15 protein-coding genes and 5 pseudogenes are annotated in these 21,326 nt (G+C 36.8%); 8 read left to right on the forward strand and 12 right to left on the reverse strand.

Features of this window, described 5'->3' with window-relative positions:
* Positions 1 to 854 precede the first annotated feature (854 nt).
* Positions 855 to 1,691 carry a helix-turn-helix domain-containing protein gene (locus CEF16_RS21485; protein WP_091588317.1) on the forward strand — a complete coding sequence of 279 codons (837 nt, stop codon included), beginning with the start codon at positions 855 to 857 and terminating at the stop codon, positions 1,689 to 1,691.
* Positions 1,692 to 1,773: 82 nt separating this feature from the next.
* Entirely contained in the window at positions 1,774 to 2,346 is a 573-nt protein-coding gene (locus tag CEF16_RS21490) for a dihydrofolate reductase family protein (RefSeq protein WP_091588315.1), read from the forward strand.
* 375 nt (positions 2,347 to 2,721) lie between these two features.
* Here CEF16_RS21490 and CEF16_RS21495 read toward each other — a convergent pair.
* The 4 genes and pseudogenes from CEF16_RS21495 to CEF16_RS21510 all read right to left on the reverse strand — a co-directional run.
* Positions 2,722 to 2,903, reverse strand: a pseudogene (locus CEF16_RS21495) (IS110 family transposase); the annotation flags it as partial.
* Between the two features lie 151 nt (positions 2,904 to 3,054).
* Positions 3,055 to 3,720 (reverse strand): class I SAM-dependent methyltransferase, encoded by a 666-nt coding sequence (locus tag CEF16_RS21500; protein ID WP_091588314.1) that lies wholly within the window; start codon positions 3,718 to 3,720, stop codon positions 3,055 to 3,057.
* Between the two features lie 617 nt (positions 3,721 to 4,337).
* Positions 4,338 to 5,896 (reverse strand): IS3 family transposase gene (locus CEF16_RS21505; RefSeq protein WP_091588312.1). Its coding sequence is split into 2 segments (ribosomal slippage): positions 4,338 to 5,239 and positions 5,239 to 5,896, totalling 1,560 coding nucleotides; the frame shifts between segments, so codons are not numbered across the junction.
* A 607-nt stretch (positions 5,897 to 6,503) separates the two neighbouring features.
* Positions 6,504 to 7,127 carry a hypothetical protein gene (locus CEF16_RS21510; protein ID WP_091588311.1) on the reverse strand — a complete coding sequence of 208 codons (624 nt, stop codon included), beginning with the start codon at positions 7,125 to 7,127 and terminating at the stop codon, positions 6,504 to 6,506.
* Positions 7,128 to 7,350: 223 nt separating this feature from the next.
* On the opposite strand from CEF16_RS21510, the pseudogene CEF16_RS21515 reads away from it, so the two are divergent.
* Positions 7,351 to 8,783 (forward strand): annotated as a pseudogene (locus CEF16_RS21515) (IS4 family transposase).
* Positions 8,784 to 8,935: 152 nt separating this feature from the next.
* Here the strand turns inward: CEF16_RS21515 and CEF16_RS21520 are convergent.
* The 4 genes from CEF16_RS21520 to CEF16_RS21535 all read right to left on the reverse strand — a co-directional run bounded on the left by CEF16_RS21520 (position 8,936) and on the right by CEF16_RS21535 (position 13,742).
* Positions 8,936 to 10,114 (reverse strand): DUF6242 domain-containing protein, encoded by a 1,179-nt coding sequence (locus CEF16_RS21520; RefSeq protein WP_091588309.1) that lies wholly within the window; start codon positions 10,112 to 10,114, stop codon positions 8,936 to 8,938.
* A gap of 939 nt (positions 10,115 to 11,053) precedes the next feature.
* Positions 11,054 to 11,497: a hypothetical protein gene (locus tag CEF16_RS21525; RefSeq protein ID WP_245918022.1), complete on the reverse strand. Its 444-nt coding sequence runs from the start codon at positions 11,495 to 11,497 to the stop codon at positions 11,054 to 11,056.
* Positions 11,498 to 11,747: 250 nt separating this feature from the next.
* Positions 11,748 to 12,803 carry a PAS domain-containing sensor histidine kinase gene (locus CEF16_RS21530; RefSeq protein ID WP_091588307.1) on the reverse strand — a complete coding sequence of 352 codons (1,056 nt, stop codon included), beginning with the start codon at positions 12,801 to 12,803 and terminating at the stop codon, positions 11,748 to 11,750.
* A gap of 765 nt (positions 12,804 to 13,568) precedes the next feature.
* Positions 13,569 to 13,742, reverse strand: a complete 174-nt coding sequence (locus tag CEF16_RS21535) for an aspartyl-phosphate phosphatase Spo0E family protein (protein ID WP_245918023.1) — start codon at positions 13,740 to 13,742, stop codon at positions 13,569 to 13,571.
* A gap of 372 nt (positions 13,743 to 14,114) precedes the next feature.
* Between CEF16_RS21535 and CEF16_RS21540 the strand changes: the two genes are divergently transcribed.
* Complete coding sequence (locus CEF16_RS21540; RefSeq protein WP_096241783.1) at positions 14,115 to 15,119, forward strand: DUF3231 family protein; 1,005 nt, start codon at positions 14,115 to 14,117, stop codon at positions 15,117 to 15,119.
* A gap of 160 nt (positions 15,120 to 15,279) precedes the next feature.
* Positions 15,280 to 15,741, forward strand: a complete 462-nt coding sequence (locus tag CEF16_RS21545; RefSeq protein ID WP_091588475.1) for a hypothetical protein — start codon at positions 15,280 to 15,282, stop codon at positions 15,739 to 15,741.
* 203 nt (positions 15,742 to 15,944) lie between these two features.
* On the opposite strand, the pseudogene CEF16_RS21550 reads toward CEF16_RS21545, so the two are convergent.
* Positions 15,945 to 16,234 (reverse strand): annotated as a pseudogene (locus tag CEF16_RS21550) (VOC family protein).
* Between the two features lie 998 nt (positions 16,235 to 17,232).
* On the opposite strand from CEF16_RS21550, the gene CEF16_RS21555 reads away from it, so the two are divergent.
* Positions 17,233 to 18,330, forward strand: coding sequence for a S8 family peptidase (locus CEF16_RS21555; RefSeq protein WP_170032310.1), 1,098 nt, complete (start codon positions 17,233 to 17,235; stop codon positions 18,328 to 18,330).
* Between the two features lie 79 nt (positions 18,331 to 18,409).
* Here the strand turns inward: CEF16_RS21555 and CEF16_RS21560 are convergent, their stop codons facing one another.
* Complete coding sequence (locus tag CEF16_RS21560; RefSeq protein WP_091588479.1) at positions 18,410 to 18,628, reverse strand: HPr family phosphocarrier protein; 219 nt, start codon at positions 18,626 to 18,628, stop codon at positions 18,410 to 18,412.
* Between CEF16_RS21560 and CEF16_RS24630 the strand changes: the two are divergent.
* A pseudogene (locus CEF16_RS24630) lies at positions 18,629 to 18,769 on the forward strand (NADPH-dependent FMN reductase); the annotation flags it as partial. It abuts the gene before it with no gap.
* On the opposite strand, the gene CEF16_RS21570 reads toward CEF16_RS24630, so the two are convergent.
* Positions 18,769 to 18,984 (reverse strand): site-specific integrase, encoded by a 216-nt coding sequence (locus tag CEF16_RS21570; protein WP_091588480.1) that lies wholly within the window; start codon positions 18,982 to 18,984, stop codon positions 18,769 to 18,771. The pseudogene CEF16_RS24630 and the gene CEF16_RS21570 sit on opposite strands and share 1 nt — an antisense overlap.
* A 321-nt stretch (positions 18,985 to 19,305) precedes the next feature.
* On the opposite strand from CEF16_RS21570, the gene CEF16_RS21575 reads away from it, so the two are divergent.
* Entirely contained in the window at positions 19,306 to 19,800 is a 495-nt protein-coding gene (locus CEF16_RS21575; protein WP_091588482.1) for a hypothetical protein, read from the forward strand.
* Positions 19,801 to 20,010: 210 nt separating this feature from the next.
* On the opposite strand, the pseudogene tnpB reads toward CEF16_RS21575, so the two are convergent.
* Positions 20,011 to 21,131 (reverse strand): annotated as a pseudogene (gene tnpB, locus CEF16_RS21580) (IS200/IS605 family element RNA-guided endonuclease TnpB).
* Positions 21,132 to 21,326: the final 195 nt, after the last annotated feature.

The raw sequence follows: 21,326 nt of genomic DNA on the forward strand, positions 1-21,326 counted from the left end.
AGAAAAACGTAATTACTCCAAAGATCACAACGCAAGATACGTTATAAATTCGCGTTTTGCTGGCGATATCCCAAAAACAACAAACTACTCTTTTTCTTCCCTCTTTTCAAGGTATTTTAAATTTTTAAAGCCAAATTATCCGCTTAGTTTTTTCTTGTGAAACAAAACCAGCTAATAGTTTGTCAACATTTTTCAATAAAAACTTAAATACTTCATGCTGTACTAAAAGTAAGCATGCTAAACAACCTTCCGCTTAATCAATTCTGAAGGTTTTGTTGTATTTAGTTAGATATAGTTTCTAAGCTATATCTTGGAAAGTAGTCCTACTTTTTAGTAAGGCATAAATCCAGTGTAAGAGCTTATTAACACATGCAATAACTGCTACTCTGAAGGGTTTTCCTTCTTGAAGATGCTTAAATGCCATTCGATACTCTTTTAGAGTAAAAATGACAAATATGGCGAATCTCCAAAAACAGGAGAAAATGAAAGAATAAGAGGGTTAACTAATAAGGGCAACATAGATGCTCAACAAATAACTAATGTCTTAAAAGGCGAAGGTATTTAAGCTGTTATCTCGGGTCCATACAAGTGTTCAACCGTTAAGCATCTAGGAAACCAAGCACACCCTACTGTGAATTAAACTTTGATTTAAAACAACGACCTGCTATTTGGGGCTTTCTAAATAATCAAAAGTCCCAGTAGCAAAAAGGGTTTATCTTAGGTTTCGTCGAATTGATATGCAAGGATATAGTGGGTAGTACCTACAATACCTTGCATCTGGAGGTATGTAACATGTATCAACCAATACCCCATAGGAATCAGCAACTACCCTTAGCCGGAGGTTTTGGCAGGTTATGAGAACAATAAACTTTACAGTCTTACCGCCACCAAAGGTATTAAGACGCGATATTGAGTGCCTTCGAATTGCCTCTCATACGGGTAGTGAAGCACTTAATGTTAAGGTGTGTCCGAATGGCCTTCCTGGTATTGTGTTCCATCTTTCTACCGATGCTTTAGCTGCTATAGAAAGAATTAAGAGCCGTTCAGCACAAATCTCGGATATTCCCATACTGTTTCTACATGGACAAGGTTCGGAACCGAGTGTCATGCACTTCAGAAACAAGCCGTACACGACAATACAAGTAGTCTTCAAGCCTCACGCGCTCTATACGCTGTTTGGTATGGATGCATCCACGCTCAACCAAGGTTTCCTATTGCCCGACCAATTTGGCGCAAAAGAGCTTGAGAGGCTGCTTTTAGCCACCAAATCAAATGCCGAACGAATCACTATGCTTGGCGAATTCCTTATCACAAAGCTGGAGCAAACGAATAAAAGGGATGAACTCATCGAGCAGGCGCTGGGTTTTATTCGTTTGCACATTTCAACTGTCAAAGTGAAAGATTTATTGTCGGCATTTCATATTTCGGAGCGTCAATTCCAGAAGCGTTTTGCCCGAGTAGTTGGCATGCCACCCCAGTTGTACATTCGAGTAAAGCGAGTGAATGAGGCACTGAGGATGATGAATACGGGGCAGTATGAACGATTTTCAGATATCGCTTACGCGCTTAACTTTTACGATCAATCGCATTTCATCAGCGACATCAAAGCGTTTTCCTGGGTTACGCCGAAAAGGATTACGAATAAGGTAAGTGAATTCCATAGCGATGAGGCCGGGTCATCGTATTTATAGCAAAAATGACGGCTTTGTACAATTTTATATCACTCTTTCCAATTATAATGGGTATGTAAAGATAAAGGGAAGGAGCATGACGATGCGTAAAGTCAAAATGATTAACCGAGTTTCTATTGATGGTTATTTTGCCAGTCTCAACGAAATGACTGGAGGTATGGACTGGTTCGTCCCAGACAACGACGTCGATAAAACTACTCACGAGATGGTGAAGGCAGATACGCTCATAGCAGGAAAGGCTACTTTTGAGTTGTTCGAGGCTTCATGGCCGCCCGTTCTGTGCGATCCGAACGCCCCTAAAGAAATGAAGGCGCTGGCGCAAGAGCTGACTGACATGAGGAAAATTGTCTTCTCAGAAACGATGAAAAAGTCCGACTGGGAGAACACTGAATTTTATAGTGGCGATATCACTGAAGTTGTGAAGAAGCTAAAGGAAGAAGATGGATCTGACATTCTCATCATGGGCAGTGGCACCGTCGTGCAGCAACTTACTAAAGCCGGGCTCATAGACGAGTATGTGTTCATTGTGACACCAGTCATCGCTAGCGGAGGAAAGCAACTTTTCAAAGAGGTTAATCAAAACGAGCTTACGTTCCTCAAAGCCAAGAGCTTTGATTCTGGCAACGTGCTGCTGCACTACGCTGTTGCTGAATAGTTCACGGTATGCTGATAGAACCTTGCCTGTGGTAGCCGAGTGCTCCCGCGGGCATATTCAAAAAAGTCTTTTAGAATAAGTTACCATGAATACGAAAAACACGTTCATGGAATTTTTACCTAAAACCCGGAACAAGGGAAGTTTAATCAAAAACTGCTTTGGGAGGGAGCGATCGTACTAGCCCTGGAAGTTGTATTCTTTAACTGCGGGTCATTTAGGCAACAGATAATAATTTGTTCAGCAATACCAGCTAATAGAAGGTCAATAGGTAGGACTAAAAAAGTTAAAAAAGTCATGTTACAATAAATTGCGCATGCTAAATAAGCTTCAAACATGTCGATTTTAAGTTTTTCCTTAATTGGTTTTTCATGGAAATTAATATACCTTAAATGCCTCTTTACGTTTTAATAATGCATAATCCAATGAAGGAGCTTGTTGGAACAAGCAATAATAGCTACTTTATGTGGCTTTCCCTCTTCACGCTTTTTATCATAGTAGGCTTTTAGTTTTGGATAGCGATTTTTTGTGGTTCCACATTGCACAGCGGTATAAATCGACTACTCCTTTTTTTTCTACTCATGCCCCGTTTGTTTATTAAAGCACTACACTACATTTAATAAGACTTTAGCTGTTTAAGTATAGCTCTCCAGTGGTTTAGGTAAAGCAAATGTCCTTCCTTTGGATAGAAATAGGCCTCGGAATTTCTTATTACTTTGTTACTTCAAAAACCATTATATATTTCGACCATCTAGATTGAAGATTTCTTTGTTCAATTTTTCTAAACCCAACATCTCGAAGTATTTTTTGAAATTTATCTTCTTCGAACAGATTTGTTTTCCACCATAGCTTGCCAGTTAGGTTGGTAACAAAGTTGCGTCTTGTAATAAAGATTAACATTTTACCTTCTTCTTTAAGTAATTGTTTTAAGTTTACTAAAGCATTACTAATCTGTTCTTTGGGGATATACTCCAATAATGCTGATGAAATAATAAGGTCATATTCGTTCCAGTTATTTGGTAGTGAATCGAGATTTAAAACATCAGCCCTAGCTAATTCTATATTATTTAGTCCTTCTTCCGTTATTTGCTTTTGAAATATATCTAACATACCTTGAGTAAGGTCAAAAGCATTAAACACTAACTCATCGTATCCTAATTCATTTACAATTTTATTGAGAGTTCTTGTAATAACTCCTGTTCCACACCCAGCGTCTAAAACCTTTAATTGCGATTTTAAATAATTATAGTTCCTAAAAAAAGTATAAAGTTCTTTACCCCAACCTAGTCGATTAACATACAAAGATTCATATGTTAATGCCCTCTTTGTATATAATTTCTCAACCTTACCACTATTCTCCATCTGATTATCTTTCATAGAATCCCCTTTTCATTCACCTTATTTTTCTTCCGTAAAAATCACTTCTCTTTTAATACGTACGAACTTTAGTAAAAATGATTTCATTAAACTAATCTTCTTCAACTATTCTGCCTCGCTTAAGTGTAACACTTCACAAACAACCTTTAATTAATAGTCTTACTCCAACTATTTCTTCAAGAATATGGCCCTATTACGTAACAACATACAAAGGTTTTTATCCATGTTTTTGCAATTATCGATTGGTTCTTTATTAATTATCAAACTTTATTTTTAATCAATACGTTAGTAAAAAACGAATCTTTAAATAAAAAACCTTCCGTAAGATCAACGGAAGGTTTTTTACTCCTTTTCAGCAAAGTACTTTTTAACTCTTTCCTTTAACTTATCAGCACCAAACGCCTCTTCATATTGATATAGGGCATGTTGGATTTTGATTCCGCAATCATCTTTCTTGTATCAGTATTAGACAATTTATTGATTAATTGCTCAACAACGTCACGCATCAGAGCCGTCCTGGTAACACCCTTATTCTCCTGTACATATCCGTCCAGTTTATCAAAGGCTTCGGATGAACTGCACCCCGTCAAGTAGACAGTAGAAATAATAAAAAGGATCTAAGCGGCTTTACTCCTATATTCCATAGGGGTAAGGTCGTTTAATCGTTTTTGTAGCCGTTCGTGATTATAAAAGTGTATATAGTCATCGATAGCTTGTTGTAACTCGTCAAACGTTTTGTACTTATGTAAATAATACTTCTCACACTTTAGCGTACCCCAAAAAGATTCCATCGGTCCGTTATCAATGAATTTCCCCACCCGTGACATACTGGGCTCTATTTCTGCTTTTTGAAGCAATCGTTTAAATCCATGAGAAGTGTATTGAAAGCCGCGATCACTATGGAGAAGGGGGGCTGCATCGGGAAAGGCCTGGGTCGCCTGATTTAAAGTTTCAAAGACTAATGGATTGTTATTGGTCGTACTTAAGACATAGCTCACAATCGATCCATCATGCAAATCAAGAATGGCACTAAGATAAGCCTTGTGAGCCGAACCATATTTGAATTCGGTTACATCCGTCACCCATTTTTCATTCGGTTGATCGGCCGTAAATTCCCGATTGAGGACATTCTCAGCGATGTGTTGGGGATTTGACTTCCCATACTGCTTTTTCTTTCGACGAATCATCGATTGCAGGCCAGCGATGACCATTAAGCGGTAGATCCTTTTTTCATTTAAAGGCATCTGGAACACCCTTCGCATATTCATCGTCATCCTGCGATACCCATAGATCCCTTCCACTTTCTGATGCAGCTCGTTCATTTCCACCAGGATCGTTTGATTGAGTTGTTCATTTTCCGTAGGGGTGCGGTTCTTCCACTTGTAATACGCAGAGCGGGCAATGTCCGCCACGTCACATAATAAAGAAATGGACAGATGCTCCGATTGATGAATTTCTTCAATGGCTAAATAGGTATCTTCGGCACGAACCTGGTTTATTCTCGCCTCCTTTCGATTTCTTCCAACTTTTTTAACAATGCATTCTCCGCACGTAGCCGTTCATTATCTTTTTCCAGTTTCTTCATCTGTAATGCCGTTTTTTCTTCTGAAGTGAGTTCGGCTTCCGGCTTCACTCTCCCACGTCGATCTCTAAGGGCATCTTCTCCCCCTTCTTCGTATTTCTTGGTCCATTGATGCACTTGTTGATAGGACACGTTATACCGTTCAGCGATGCCTTGATAGTCTTTATTATTCTCCATGCAATCTCTGGCAATGAAAATTCTTTCTTCTAGTTTGGTTGTTCTTCCTTTGGTCATTGGACGATTCACTCTTTTCCCCGTGGTTTTCACGTCTTTTTGACCATTATACTGCTTTATCCACGTTCCCAAAACCGACTGGCTAGATATCCCGTAACGAATAATAATCTCCGCAAGAGAATACTTCCCCGAGAGATAGTCATGAACCGCCTGTAATTTTGTTTCTTTCAAATAGGTTGTCCAGCTTTTGGAAGGTTGTAAGCCTTCGAGGCCCAGATGATTGTACTTATTTCTCCAATCTTTAAAGGTAGATAAGCTAATCTGATACTGTTCTATGACTTCTTTGATGGAAAAATTCCCTTTTTCATAAGCTTGGATCACTTCAAGCTTTTCTTGTGCACTAAACTTACTTTTCGCCATAAAAAATACTCCCCCTCAAGGTCAAACAGATTTTTTATTTCATCTGTCTACCTTTTGGGGAGCATATCAGAGGTTAGGAGGAGGTTTTTTTATTTTCTACACAAGATGAAAACGGATGAATGGGATATTCAACGAAGCATAGAGAAACCCATGCTTCAAAAAAGCGTGGGTTTCTCGACAATCTGACGCCTCAAAGGCGTTTTTTTTCTAGGGGGTGTACAAGCGAAGCTGTTACCAGGGGGAAAGTAGATGGATTTTATTAACACATGATTTTTTCATCATAAGCTGTATACTCTACAGCTTAAGCCGATTCTTCGGCTGTTGATTGTAATATAGTTTTTGTCTATTAACCTAAGAATCTTTTTTTTTCAGACTTTCTAACTCCTTCAAACCATTTTCTCTAAAGTGTTCTAATCTATTTCCTTGTAGACTTAACTACTAAGAATACAACACTTATAATTATTACTAATACCAACAAAGTAATTAATATATTAGGAATATTGAAAGACGTCAGCATAATAAAGCCTCCTATTTACAACTCATTTAAAAATTAACATAAAAAGCCTCCCACTTCATTAAGTCGAAGGCTTTTTATAAAAATTAGTCTTTATAGACCACTTACTGTTACGTCAAATGATCTATTACCATCATGATAAATAGTAGATTTGATCACTTGAGAATAGTAAACAACATGAGCACTATAATCTTCTGAAAAATAGGAATAACAACTTTGTTCATTACTACATGAACGTGAATCATTTTTACTATAAACTTTTAAAAGACCCCCACTACCAACAGTTCCATAAGCTGTATGAGTATGTTCATTAGTTATTTTGTCAGCAGTTCCAGAATTCATAGCAGCAGTCATTGAGATTTTATACGATTGACTAATATATCCTTGATTTAAAGTGTATGTACCTAAAACAGCGGCACTTTCATTACTATTTGGCGCACTCCCAGTTCCATAAAATGTTTCTGAACTTGTTTCTTGACTTGATGATTGTACCATGTCAACAGATGTTTCTTCTGGTTGTGTGACGTTTGCATACTTTTTAATAAATTCTGCGTCTTCTTCGCTTAATTCTTCGTTTACATCGTATGTAGAATCAATTTCCTCGAATTTTTCCGCAATCTGTTCCTCTGTTAAATTTTCTTCTGCAAGAGTAGTTAGATTTCCCATAGTAAGGTATACAACGGATGTTAAAACAAATGCAAAAAGAATTTGTCTCAAAATAATACCTCCTTTTAATTTTATAACATCTTGTAAAATAAATGCAATATAATAGTAATCATTAATCCAAAATATGTAAACATTATTACTAGCATTTTTCTAACGCTAAGGAATCATTTTAGGGGTATCGCCACATGCCCATCAAGCTAAGGCAAATCATTTCCCCTAAAACGAAAAAAACGCTATTCTTTTTGTAATATGATGGAAAGGATGGTGTTTTTTTATAGGTAACGAGGTTTTAGATGAACTTACCCTCTTTTCACAAGAATTACGACGATCTTTGTCTCCAAAATATCTCCAACAGCTGGCCAAAAAGGTAGGTTTTGTTCAAAGGACAAGTAAGTACCAAGCCAAAGATTTAATCGCGTTGTGTGTGTGGTTAAGTCAAAAAGTAGCAAGCACTTCCCTGGCACAGCTATGTAGTTGTTTAGAATCTTCAACGGGAGTTTTAATGAGTCCTGAAGGACTTAATCAACGATTTAATCCTACGGCTGTCGAGCTCTTACGGCATGTTTTCGCTACCTTGCTTACTAAAAAGTTGTCTACTTCTCAGGTTCTTTCTCATCGTTACGTTTCACAGTTTCGGAGTATACGAATCTTGGATTCTACGACCTTTCAATTGCCAAATGTTTTTGCTAAAACCTATCAAGGATCTGGAGGCAGTAGCCATACAGCTAGCGTGAAAATTCAACTGGAATATGATCTTCTCAGTGGCCAATTCCTCCATGTTCATTCGGGTCCAGGTAAAGAAAATGATCGAACCTACGGTTCCACGTGCTTACAAACGGTACAAACAGATGACTTATGTATACGTGATTTAGGATACTTTGACCTAAATGACCTCCATCAGATGGATGAGAAGGGCGCTTCTTATATCTCTCGTTTAAAATTAAACACTCGGGTTTATCTAAGGAACCCTAATCCTGAATACTTCAAAAATGGAACACTCAAAAAACAAACCGAATATATTCAATTAGATATGGAAGAGATCATGCATCAATTAAAGCCTGGACAAACCCATGAAATCTCAGATGTTTATATTGGGAAAAATCAAAAGCTGCCGACTAGAGTCATTATCCACCGACTTACGGAAGAGCAACCCGAACACGATTGGAAAATCATGCGGTAAAGGAGAAAAAGAAAGGCATTATCATGAAAGAACGAAGCAAACGATTGAGTGCGATGAATGTATACATAACCAATGCATCACCCGAAGATGTTCCAACGGAACACATTCACGATCTTTACTCTTTACGGTGGCAAATTGAATTACTATTTAAGACATGGAAATCCTTCTTTGAAATCGATCATTGTAAAGAAATCAAAAAAGAGCGCTTAGAATGTCATCTCTATGGTCAACTAATCGCTATCCTCCTTGGTTCTTCCACCATGTTTCAAATGCGGCAGCTACTTCTCACCAAGAAAAAACAAGAACTTAGCGAGTATAAAGCTATTTATATCATCAAAGATTACTTTCCACTCCTGTTTAAAGCCATACAAAAAAACACCCAAGAATTATCAAAGATACTGCTTCGCCTGTTTGCCCTCCTACAGAAAAACGGACGAAAATCCCACCGATATGAGAAAAAAACAGTCTTTGATATTTTGGGTGTTGTCTATCAGTATACCATGTCACGAGATCATCAAGTTGCATAAAATTTTTAAAAATCCCTTCCTGAAAGCTTATTTGTCATGCCATTTTTTAACTTATACAACTAAAATAGAGAAAAATTTTGTTCATGAACGCAAGTTCATATATTTTGTTCTCTTAACTTGATGGCAATGTGTTTGTACCCCTTTATGAACATTTATTTCGTGTTTAAGATTTTACCTTCGTTTGATGGACACTTACCTTTGCTCTTGCCCCTAAATGTACAGTTTTGTTTTTTTTGATATATTACCCCCTGTTTGGTACCAACATCGACTCTTCTCTTATATTCGGGCGGCACAGCCTTAGGAGGGGTTATCTCCTCCTCTTCATCAATCAGGTTGTAGTACCAAACGTCATGAACGCTCACTTGATAACCAATATCGAAATTAAAATCAACGCCGCCCATCACCCAGAGCTTGTCATCATATACTATGGAGGCGTGCTCAAAGCGCGGTCCCCAAGCTGCTTCTTCAGTAACCTTCTTCCATTCTTTTCCTTCAGGACTAAACCATACATCATTATACACTAGACCTTCACCCGTCACATCACTGCCCCCCGTAACCCAGATTCCATCATCAGAGGTAGTCACGCTCGGGTGTCTCCGTTGGGGCCAGCCAGCATCTTCGGTAGTTTGATGCCAGTTTACACCATCTTCGCTATACCAGACATCACTCTGCCCCTTGACATCACCAATTAACCAAAGCTTATCAGCAAACTCAAACAAATTTGGGCTATTTCTAGGAGACCAATCAGCTTCCTCTGTCGCCTGCTCCCAATGGATTCCGTCTTCGCTTACCCAAACTTCATTTGTCACACCGTCATGATAACCACCGGCCACCCACAGTTTACCATCATAAGCTGCAGCACTAAAGCCAGTGGTCATAGGCCAGTCCATATTATCTCTGTCCTTTAGTTGCTGCCAATGGACACTATCCTCACTTGACCATATACCTGTCCAGCCAATAACCCAAAGTTTGTTGTCAAATACAACTACGTTATCAATATCTTTTAAAATAGGTCCTTCATCTTCTGTAAAATCAGTTTCTAGCTGCCACTCTTCACCATCGTCACTCGACCAAATGGCTGCTCGTGAATCCATCTCGTTATAGTCGTATATACCAAACAGCCACATTTTATCGTCAAATATAATTGATTTCTGAATGTGGCCTTCTGGTATACCGATGTGATCAGTGGCTTTCTGCCAGTGTGCCTCTTCTGCCTGTACAGCCTTCGAATTGGTGATAGTTACAAACAATGTCAACACTAGTACCAATGCAGTAGCAAAAGTGAGAGACATACTTCTCCTGTCACTTTCTCCTATCAATTTTTTAATCATAGTTTCCCCCTCTAACAGTTCATATAAGGTGTAAAAATTATATATTGGCTTAAGTAAAAAATAACGTTGTAGTTGTCTTTAGCCCTATATAAAGATTACAGGTGTTCTCCAACATGCTTTCGTGCTAATTTTACCATATATGGTTGATAATGGTATGTACACACGGGTATCAAAAAAACGAAAATGATACATAAAAACAAAGCATTTGTCCGTAAAAAATCCCTCTTCTCTTCTTTATATCAATTACTCTAAACCTCAATCGTCTTCACAATACGTTACTACAAAATCTGGCCCTTTAGTGGAATAACTTTATTGCTACTTAACAGTTTCTTAATCCACCTTTCAGTTCAGGTCTTCTTTTCACTTTTCACTATAAAAACACCCCTTTAGATAAACAGATCCAAAGGGGTATCTGATCAGATTAGAAGCTCTTTCAGGGATATCGCCACATGCCCATTAAGCTAAGGCAAATTAATCAAACGTTTGAACAACTATAATTAATAAATTTTTTAAAATATTTTTTGTTATCTTTAGAGTGAACAGAATAAAAAAGTCAACGCGTTGCCATCCACTGACCAGAATAACCACGTGAAGAACGGTTGGTTTAATATGAAGTAAACCCATCCTGGTTCTCTTTGGTACATGAAAAAAACAATAAAACCAATTCTTGTAGAAACATCGGCGCAAGAAATGCCCAAATAGCCGATAAAATACTTTGAAAGGAAGAACATCACTAATTTTCGGAATAATCTTTCTTCAATTTATCCGAAGCTGTCTCAATAGAATTATTTATCTTCGGGCTTCTATTTTGATAGGTAGAAAATACTGCAGTCATACCTTGTTGATCTTCAATCGACTGTAGTTGTTGGGTAAGTGAATGAGCGTCCGTGGTAGCTGGAAAGCCTATGTCATGAGTGTGGATATCTTCAGATTGCCATGTCACCTTTTTATCGGAGCATACGCAAAAGTGTGCATCGGAAGTTCCGCTTCCGCTGACCATTCTCGTAAAGTTTCTTCCTTTTTCTTATGTATATTGAGCTGAAGAAGCTGGTTTTTAGCTTTGCTAGCAGCAAATTTTAAATCAAAGAGACCTTCTTCTGTGAGTGTGCGCCCAGATTCAAGCACCCAAATATAACCAAGTACTTCGTGGTCTTTACGAATAGAGACTGCTACTCGGTTCCCTAGTCCAATATCATTCATTTGAGGAATAACGAGTGGTTCATCACTTTGGTTAAGAGTTGGAATTATGCCTTCTTTCCAAAAGCGATTAATAATTCGCTCAGGCACACGCCGTCCGATGATAGTCGAAATCCTAGCAGCACCAGTGCCGTCATTATGTAAGCTGTAGGCGAGCAGATGATGGCTGGAATCTTCATAGGACAAGGAAAACGGATCTGTGGACTTATCTATGGGCTTTGTTTTCGTTTATGTATGCAGGAACTTCGTTTCATAGATGTTCGGTAACTATCTAAATGGTTAATCTCATCTAACATAGGAACATCTGTGATAAAACATAAATCAGCAGTACCAGACATGGGTAATAGCATCAGTATGGAAAATATTTAGATAATAATTCCAATTGTTGTATTTTCTACTTTAGAATCAGAAGATTAACATTAGCCTTTTGGCTTCTTTAACAAAAAGGCAATTTAATTTTAAATATACTCCCTATGCCTAATTGACTTTCAACTTGAATAGTACCGCCATGTTCTTCTATAATTTTAAAACTGATCATTAAACCTAAACCTGTACCGTTCTCCTTTGTAGTAAAGAAAGGTTCTCCAAGACGTTTTATGTTTTCTTCAGAAATACCAGAACCTTCGTCAATAAAACGAATACAGAGTTCATTTTGTTCTTTCTTGCATTCAATTTTAATAACTCCACCATTAGACGTGGCTTCTATGGCATTTTTTATAAAGTTTACAAATACTTGTTTTAATTGGTTTTCATTACAGTTAATCATTAATTCGTCTAAATCAAATTCAGTAACCAATTGTATATTGTTATAGGTTGCTTGTGTTTCAAAAAGCGGAAGAATTTGCTTAAATAGAACATGAACATCTTTTTTATTGTATTGTGTTAAATGTGGCTTGGATAGAATCAGGAACTCATTGAGAATGGACTCTATCCTATCCAACTCTGACTCCATGATATCCTTGTACTCTTCTTTTATTTGTCCATTTTTAATTAGCTGAAGAAATCCCCTTAATGAGGTTAAAGGATTCCTGATTTCATGTGCAATTCCTGCAGCAAATTCCCCTATAGTATTTAATTTCTCTGTTCTTCTAAGAGCTTCTTCGTTTCTTTTATGTTTAGTGATATCTAATATATAACCATAGAAATGAGTAATTGCCCTATTCTCATCTCTAACTATTGTTGTATAATCATAGATCCAGACGATTTCTCCATTACTTTTTACAATTCGGTACTCTTGCTCGAACATATTGCGTTCACTTAAACTGTAGTTCGAAACCTCATTTGAAACCTGGATCAAATCGTCTTCAAAAATGATATCCCCATACTTTATACGATTTAACAAAAAGTCTTCTTTTTTATATCCTAAGTTTTCTTCTACATTTGATGAGACATATTCAACTGGCCAATCCTTGACATTTTTCCACTTAAATACCACTACTGGTCCTTGTAGAAAAATCTGATGTTCATCAAGTGAAAAGATTTTTTTTTGCATAGACAGTTACTCCTATACGAATTAATTATTCATTATTATATCTGATATATAAAGTTACTTAAAAGTGTCGTTTTGCAAGCAAAAAAGGGGGGAGAAGCACATACCCCTTATAGGTTTTTTCAAATTTCATTTCTTCTCTCAATTGCCTTTATAAAACGTAAAATTAAATAAAAAGTACGCATAAAAGAGCTAATCCAATAGCTAATCCTATTCCAAGGAACACTATTATGAGAAAAATTTGTGCTAAAGCATGTTTGCATTGAATGCATCATACAAGAACACATTTGCTATACCTCTCATTTTAGGGTTGTGATTAGTTATTGGCTTATTCTTCTATAATAAAAAAGACGCCGAAAAGCCTTCTCAAAATGTAGACAAATCCTTTTTCAATACCCTTTCTTTAAGCAATAGGTGCTTTAGTAATATAACTGAGGCGGTATTATTGTTCATATTTTTCAATATTCCGTAATGGGCACTACTCTGTAGTAGGGTTACGGTAGAAAAACGCGTTAAACTTACTAAACTAATTTCTAGATGAAAAAAGCTGGTTTTCCCTTTGAATGAGGAATTAACCGGCTTATGAAAGGTTATTAGTATCAATTTGATCAAACATTATTTTCAAGCAACAATTTTTTATTGTAAAGATCTATTCAAAATATGCTAGATCAAATTAAGAACAAATGTAACAATTAAAAATGTTGAAACAGCAAAGAATAACACCTTTTTGTCTATATCTAACCATTTATACTTCTTACAAATGGATCCTCAATTTCTATTTTTGGTTTTTATAATCTTTTTTTGATAAACCTTAATAAGTTGATCTAATTTTTGACTACAACGAATGGTCTCATGGCTATTTAATCCGTTTTTTTCAACACTTTGGATCAGTTCTTTTCTTAAATCATTGATCCTTTCTTCTAATTCATCCTTGTTATACATAGCGTACATAATCTCCTGATCATCTTTATTTCTTTAATTATTTAACGTGATAAATTATCAAAGACACAACTGATATTATGCTAAATTTCCAACTGAATTTAAAGAGATATAACAAAATTTCTATTAAAACAGGACGGTAGTACTACCTACAATTAAGTTCATAATCATGAAACCTCCCTTCCTTAATGAGGAAGGGTGATCAAAATTCTGTATTAAATTTCAGGGTTTTTCTTTTTTTATGTTCTTACCGATGTTTTAAAATTCAAGTATGTTAATCCATTAAAGCGCCCGATTACCGAAGAGTTTTTTTGCAATAATCTTGTACATATAAAAAATAATATTCTGGAAACCCTTTAGTATAGAGGTGATTTTATGGACAAACAGGATTTAAAACTCACATCTTCGGAAATTGGAACATTGTGGGCAGAATATATAAATGGAACGGCGATTGAAATAGTAAATAAGTATATGCTATCCATTATAGAGGATGAAAAGATAAGAGCTGTTTTTGAGGATGCTTTACAGACTTTTGAAAAGCAAAAGAAACAGATAACAACATTCCTTGAAAACGAAGGATTTCCAGTTCCAATTGGGTTTAATGAATCAGATCTTAATAAAGGAACAAAAAGATTATTTTCGGACATATTCTGTTTACACTATTTACACATTATGACACTACATGGTTTATTAGGACATATAGGATCAATTAGTTCTTCTGTAAGAGAAGATTTACGGAGTTTTTATGATTCTTGTGATAATGACGGAAAGAGGATGTATCATCATACTATTGAATTATTATTAGAAAAAGGACACTTTCAAAGAGATCCCTATTTTTATCCTGAAACAAGCCCCGAATTTATTTCAGGCCAACAATTTTTAGACGGTTTTTTTAGTGATAAACGCCCTTTAGCTGCAACAGAAATGGTTACTCTTTCATTAAACGTCAAGAAAAAAATAATGGAAAAAACTCTTTCTATTGCATTTAGTCAGGTGACGCAGTCAAATGAGGTTAGAAAATTTTTAATGAATACACAAAAAATCTCTGACCAACAAATTCAGTCATTGAGTAAAATACTACATGACGATGATCTACCTGTACCCATGTCTTGGGAATCAGAAATATCAACTTCTCAAGACGCTCCCTTTTCAGACAAGCTAATGCTATATCATATTGGTTTTTTATTACAAACCGCACAAGCTTATCATGGTACAGGACTTGCGGTCGCTATGCGAACCGATCTTGCAATGAATTATGAAAAAATCATATTAAAAAACTTATTGGTTACAAAAGATTGGTTCGACTTGATGACAAAATATAAGTGGTTAGAGCAGCCACCACTTGCCCCAAATCGTAAAAAGATTGCAAAAGGTAAATAACAACTTTCTTCCTACAAATGGAGCAGAGTGTCAATGTAACTCCACCTTTTTTATACTAGGGAAAAAAATTAAAGTTAAGCAATACTAAATTGTGAGTTGCCTTAAGGAAAGAAAGCTCGAAAATAATTTAATAACGTCTACAATCACATAGATGGATAACATGAATCGAAATAACAAGTACGAAATATTACTTTGGAGTGTTGCATTTCCAGGTTTTGGCCAAATTTTAAACAGAAAGTTTTTCAAAGGATTTCTTTTTATAACTTTGGAATTTTTGATTAATGTCCAATCCAATTTTAACAAAGTGATCCTTTTAAGTATTCATGGGGAGATAGAAAAAGCAATTCAACAAGCGAATTATCGATGGTTAATGTTTTACCCTTGCTTGTACTTTTTTGCGGTATGGGACGCATACAAAGATGTTGGCGGAGGAAAATCGCTGTTTGCATTTTTACCATTTGCATTTGCCTCCTATTCTGTAACAGTTGGTCTAATTTTTTCGCCAACATTCAAGATGATGGGGATATTATTCGGCCCTGTATGGTTACCCACGTTATCCGTGATACCGGGAGTAGTAATCGGTTTGTTAATAAAAAAGTTAAAAAATCAATGCTCCAGTTAATCTAATATTTTAAAGAACAAACAAAGAAGGCTTATTTTGAATTCTCATATGACCCTTTACATAAAGAAAGGCGCATTCCTAATTTCAGAAAAGTGCCCATTTCTTGAAGATCAATTCAACAGTCTCAACAAAACACCTTTGATCTAATTGAGATCTAAATACGACTACTCGGATAAAACTTTAACAGTAAATCCACCTGGAGCTTAGACATAGAAGGTAAATCCATGAGATTCAATAGGAAGATCAACTTCATACCCATCATTTCTCAACCTCTTATTAACAACTTTTTCTCTGCTTTCTTGTGGGAATCCAATATGAAAAGTCTTAGGATAATGAACATCCTTTCCTTTCATCAAAGTTAAAACAAATTAATCATCATCAAACATGGCAGCAAACCCTTTTCCTCTGGTACCAACACATGTCATATCAAAACAAGTTTCTAAGAATTCCCATGAACATCATTGACAGTTAAATTTAAGTGATTCAGTTTTATGCTTTCACCTCTTTTAAATATTCTAAAACCAAGCAAATCACTTTCATTCAACTGCTAATGTTTATAACTGAAGGGAACGTTATAATGAACCATTTTATTATGAACATTAGCTTTGTACTTTCCCTCTAACAGAAGACCCGATTTGAAGATAATAAACCTTTTCTTAGGGATGTTATACCTTCACCGATTCGACAGACGAACACAAGCACCTCTATACTACTTATCTATATAGATATGTTATTTTACAATCGATGACATTACGGGTTATTTACAAGAGAGAAATCACGATTATGCACATGTGGAGCTGAGAAATTTCTTTAAAGAACATGGTAATTTGAATGAAGGAAGTATTGGATTATAGATAAAAATGATATAGTAGACTATGCTGGAAGCATTCAAGTAAAAGAGGATGCCGTTGTTACATCTGCTTATCATATGGCTAAATCATAAAAACTTAAACAAGCCGCTGATTTAACTTCTTAATCAGCGGTTAAACGTAAATGCTTAGCATTTTCGTTGGCCAAAGATAAACCAGCTGCACTGAAGAACATAATAAAATCCGACATGAAAATTAACAGTTTTTTCATAGTTTCTCTCCCCCATCAAAAGAATTTCATCATTTTTTTACATCATTTGCATTTTTTTTGCGATACATTAACTTGTAACCAAATATAATCACCAATAAGGTTATTACTAGCAAAATGAAATTAGAGAAAAGAAATTCTATCATACCGGTTTCACCCTCCTCCTATAATTTACCATACTTAGGCTCTTAGAATTTAAAGTATTAACTCCTTGCCTTTTTTAAGTCAGCTCATAATAGAGTTGGCTTTTTATTATTTGTACCCCTAATAATCCCCTAAGTCAATTTCATTCATACTTACGGTTTATAATCTTAAAAAAAAACAAATTAGACGCGCCCATTTCCATCTTGCCGTGACCTGAATTTAGTAAAATGTGTAAACTATTAATAAAAATGAAAGAAAGGGAGAATGAACATGAATTACTTACCTGATAGACTTCTCATCCGTTTTCACGCCGAAACCCCTCGTCAGAAATGTGCTCAGATCCATCGACTAGCGAATGCCAAAGTGATCTGTGATATAAAGGAATTGGGTGTTCAGGTTGTTGAGACTGCTCCTTCTCAAATCGATAAGTGCCTTCAATGTTATGCAAATAGTGATGAAGTCGAATACGTGGAAAGAGATGCTATCGTCAAAAAACAGCTTGTTCCGAACGACCCATTGTTTTCACAACAATGGGGGGTTATGAAGGTTGTCGCTGTCCGAGCCTGGAATATAACCAGAGGTTCCACAAAGGTTCCGATTGCTGTTCTTGATACAGGTATCGATGCGACCCATCCGGATCTACAAGCTAAAATCATCTTGAATGCCAATTTTTCAGATTCCTCGTCCACACAAGATTTCGATGGTCATGGAACTCACGTATCAGGGATAGCAGCAGCTGTCACTAAGAATGGGACCGGTGTAGCTGGCCTTGCAATCAATCCTACCTTGATGAATATCAAAGTACTAGGTGATGATGGGACAGGATCTTTAAGCAGTGTTGTCCAAGGAATTGTCTACGCTACGAATAACGGGGCGAAGGTCATCAACATGAGCCTCGGGACAACGGCCTTCAGTTCAATACTCCATGATGCCGTGAAATATGCCCAAAGCAGAGGTGTCTTGATGGCGGCAGCGGCTGGTAATGATGGGCTGAACCAGCACAACTATCCAGCAGCTTTTGCGCAATGCATCAGTGTAGCAGCCGTTGTACGGGATGATACGAAAGCTATATTTTCAAACTTCGGGGCTTCTTGGGTGGATCTAGCTGCACCTGGGGTCGATATATTATCGACAATGCCGACCTATCCTAATGGCTCTGGACAGTTCAATTACGGTTACCTTTCAGGAACATCCATGTCCACACCATTAGTGAGTGGGCTCTTAGCATTGTTATTATCACTCAATCGAAATCCGAAAGTAGTCAGACAGACAATCGAATCGACCACCGTACCTGTTACCGGTACCGGGACACTTTATGAATTCGGACGCATCAATGCTTACAATGCCCTGTTAAACCTTCCACGCTAAAAAAACACCTTCAAAGTGAAGGTGTCTAAGTGATCAGACTTTTAATGTGTCTATTAAAATGATGAAAGAGAAGTAAGTTTCAAATATATCTCTCTAGTCTACTCAATGCCATCTCTTCATCTATGCCATCGGTTAGGATTTTGACGGTTGTCCCATATCCGAAAGCTAGACTTATAATACCCATGATACTTTTGGCATTTACGATTCTTTCATCGATTCCTAAATAGACATTCGATTTGAACCGGCTTGCCTTTTGTACAAATAATCCTGCAGGTCGTGTCCACAATCCATCTTTCATGGGTTTGTAGGATATGGGGCTGCAGGAGGAATCAGTGCCATTGAGAATCTTAGACTGATCATGGGTGAACTTCAGGTCCAAGTTCGACTTTCGCTCTATACCGATTTTGAAAATTTTAGTGACTTCAAACCCACATCTCATCAAGTATGGATATCACGCCATTTTGCCCGCAATAATTCTTCAATTCTCATGCCAGTGCTGGTTAAAACAGATAGCATAGTGAACGTAAACCACTGTTTTTGTTTGAAGTAACCCAATAGCTTTTCTACATCCTCTTGATAAAGGTCACGATCTACTAAATCCTCTTTAGGTTTGGCCACTTGAACTATTCTAATGGTTATATCGGTAGGAAGCATTTCCTCTTTATGCTGCAAAATTGAAGGAATTGTTTGACTACCGTACTATTCCTGCTCAGTGTAGTAGCTTTATAGTTTTTATCTCTTTCCAGGTGGAGCTGTAACTGAAGAAAATTCCTAATGGAGGTGAACAGCAAATGAACACAGTAAGTAATATTATGCTGTAATATTAGGGTAGGATACATGGAATAATAGCTTTATTAACAAGGGTCCTAAGGGGATTCAATATGGAGGATATTATAACTACAAAAGAATTTCAACGTATGACAAATAAATCAGCTGCTACCATTAATCGGTGGGTACAAGCAGAATGGCAGAGTTGTGCAGGTATCTCCTTTTAAAGTACTTTGGGAAGATGGTACTCTTACCGAGGAGAAATCAAACAGTGCATATGAAGAAGGTTGGCCAGCCAGACGCTATAGTAAATCCAAAGGGTTTACACGGATGCAAATGCCTATCGCCCGTAATCCCCTACACCCTGTTTATGACTTACTATATGACCTCTACTACCATCTAGGTATTAAAAATGTCAAAGTATTTGAAGATGAAGAAGGAAACTTTCTCGTTTCCCTTCGCAATGGAACATTTGACGGCACAAAACAGCAATATCATTTTCTAAAAAATCATCTTATTGATGGGTATATTATTTGGAAAGATGAACGAATTTTGATTCAGAGTGACAATATCCCAGTCAACGTTCACTTTAAACAAAAAACGATTGATGTCTTAATTAAAGAAAAAAAGGGCCAGGAAACTATTAGTGATGTGGTAGAGAGATTGGTACAGGAACAACTGACAGATAAGAGCCAAAGTTAAGAGAATGTAATAATTATAGAATATTTTAAAATCATTAAGAAGAAATCTGGATAATGCGTTACCTCGCCCGAAGTCATTCCATTTACATCTGTTGTGCTTCTTTCTCTTTTTATTGAGACTAGTAATATTGAACTACTCCCACTTAACAACCTTACTGCCTGTTTGAAGTGGGAGATTCCTAAGAACACCAGCGTAACCGCTAGTTATTGATTAGGCTATCCCCGCAGTTCCTGCGGTTAATCGTATAGCTTCGTTACGAATATTGATACTTGCGTTAATATCTCGATCATGATGTGAGCCACATTCTTTACACGTCCACTCACGTATTGCGAGATTCTTAACGTCTTTGTTTCGGTAACCACAACTTGAACATAGCTGACTGGAAGGAAAGTTTTTCGCGACCGTTACAACCTGCTTTCCATACCATTTTGCTTTGTATTCAAGCATGGTACGGAATTGTGACCAACTAACTTCATTAATAGCCTTCGCTAATTTGTGATTCTTTAACATATTGAATACTTGCAAATCCTCCATACCAATGACATCGTGGCTTTTGATGATTTCAGTAGAGATTTTATGCAAGTAATCTGCTCTCGCATGAGATATTTTTTCGTGCAGTCGAGCAACTTTCATCCGTTGTTTATGCCAGTTAGAAGAACCCTTTTTACGCCTTGAAAGAATTCGTTGTGCTTTTGCTAATTTCTTTTCAAGCTTACGGAAGTGTCGATGATTCTTATATACTGTTCCGTCAGAAAGAATAGCAAAGTCCTTTATTCCGACATCCATTCCAACAGATGAATCTGTTTTGGGTAATTCACACCCTTCTGTTTCTACCAGAATAGATACAAAGTATTTGCCGCTTGAATTCCTTCTAACAGTAGCATGAAGAATGCGGCCTTCTACGTCACGACTTTTCGCAAACGCAACCAGAGACCAAGTTTAGGTACCTTTATTTTGTTGTCCATCATCGCAATATTGCCATTCGTACATTTTGTTGTGTAAGACTGCACCTTATTATTCTTAGATTTGAATCGTGGAGCGTTATTCTGCTTCTTGAAAAATCGTGCATACGAATCCGCAAGGTTTTTCAGCGAGGATTGAATAGCCGTGCTATCCACTTCTTTTAACCAAACGAATTCTTTCTTGAGTTGCGTTAATTGTTTGGAACAAGCGTTATCAGTCAATCCTTTTCCCGTATCTTTATATGTGTTATTCCATTTAGCGAGGAAATGATTGAACACAAAACGACTACAACCAATTGTTTTAGCAATAAGCACTTCCTGTGTTTTGTTTGGATAGATACGGAATTTATATGCTTTGTGAACCACCATTCCCCCATCTCTCCCCATGAAGAATGTAAGATACTCTTATTATAAGACATTGACACAAAAAAGGGAACATACATTCTTACCCCTCTTTAAAATATGTTGCCCTTCTTAATAAGGAGACTGAGGGATAGTCGGACAATGGAGATAGCTAAAGCCATCTCTTGTCCGAAGGCAATTCATCTCCTACTTACTCGCTGT

It is taken from the genome of Alteribacillus bidgolensis (assembly GCF_002886255.1).
Classification (GTDB): domain Bacteria; phylum Bacillota; class Bacilli; order Bacillales; family Marinococcaceae; genus Alteribacillus; species Alteribacillus bidgolensis.

What these genes read in the sequence shown, in the direction of transcription:
- CEF16_RS21545 (WP_091588475.1), top strand. Translation starts at nt 15,280, where the DNA reads ATGAATCGAAATAACAAGTACGAAATATTACTTTGGAGTGTTGCATTT.
- CEF16_RS21570 (WP_091588480.1), bottom strand. Translation starts at nt 18,984, where the DNA reads ATGCTTCCTACCGATATAACCATTAGAATAGTTCAAGTGGCCAAACCT.
- CEF16_RS21540 (WP_096241783.1), top strand. Translation starts at nt 14,115, where the DNA reads ATGGACAAACAGGATTTAAAACTCACATCTTCGGAAATTGGAACATTG.
- CEF16_RS21490 (WP_091588315.1), top strand. Translation starts at nt 1,774, where the DNA reads ATGCGTAAAGTCAAAATGATTAACCGAGTTTCTATTGATGGTTATTTT.
- CEF16_RS21535 (WP_245918023.1), bottom strand. Translation starts at nt 13,742, where the DNA reads ATGTATAACAAGGATGAATTAGAAGAAAGGATCAATGATTTAAGAAAA.
- CEF16_RS21485 (WP_091588317.1), top strand. Translation starts at nt 855, where the DNA reads ATGAGAACAATAAACTTTACAGTCTTACCGCCACCAAAGGTATTAAGA.
- CEF16_RS21500 (WP_091588314.1), bottom strand. Translation starts at nt 3,720, where the DNA reads ATGAAAGATAATCAGATGGAGAATAGTGGTAAGGTTGAGAAATTATAT.
- CEF16_RS21530 (WP_091588307.1), bottom strand. Translation starts at nt 12,803, where the DNA reads ATGCAAAAAAAAATCTTTTCACTTGATGAACATCAGATTTTTCTACAA.
- CEF16_RS21560 (WP_091588479.1), bottom strand. Translation starts at nt 18,628, where the DNA reads ATGAAAGATGGATTGTGGACACGACCTGCAGGATTATTTGTACAAAAG.
- CEF16_RS21555 (WP_170032310.1), top strand. Translation starts at nt 17,233, where the DNA reads ATGAATTACTTACCTGATAGACTTCTCATCCGTTTTCACGCCGAAACC.
- CEF16_RS21520 (WP_091588309.1), bottom strand. Translation starts at nt 10,114, where the DNA reads ATGATTAAAAAATTGATAGGAGAAAGTGACAGGAGAAGTATGTCTCTC.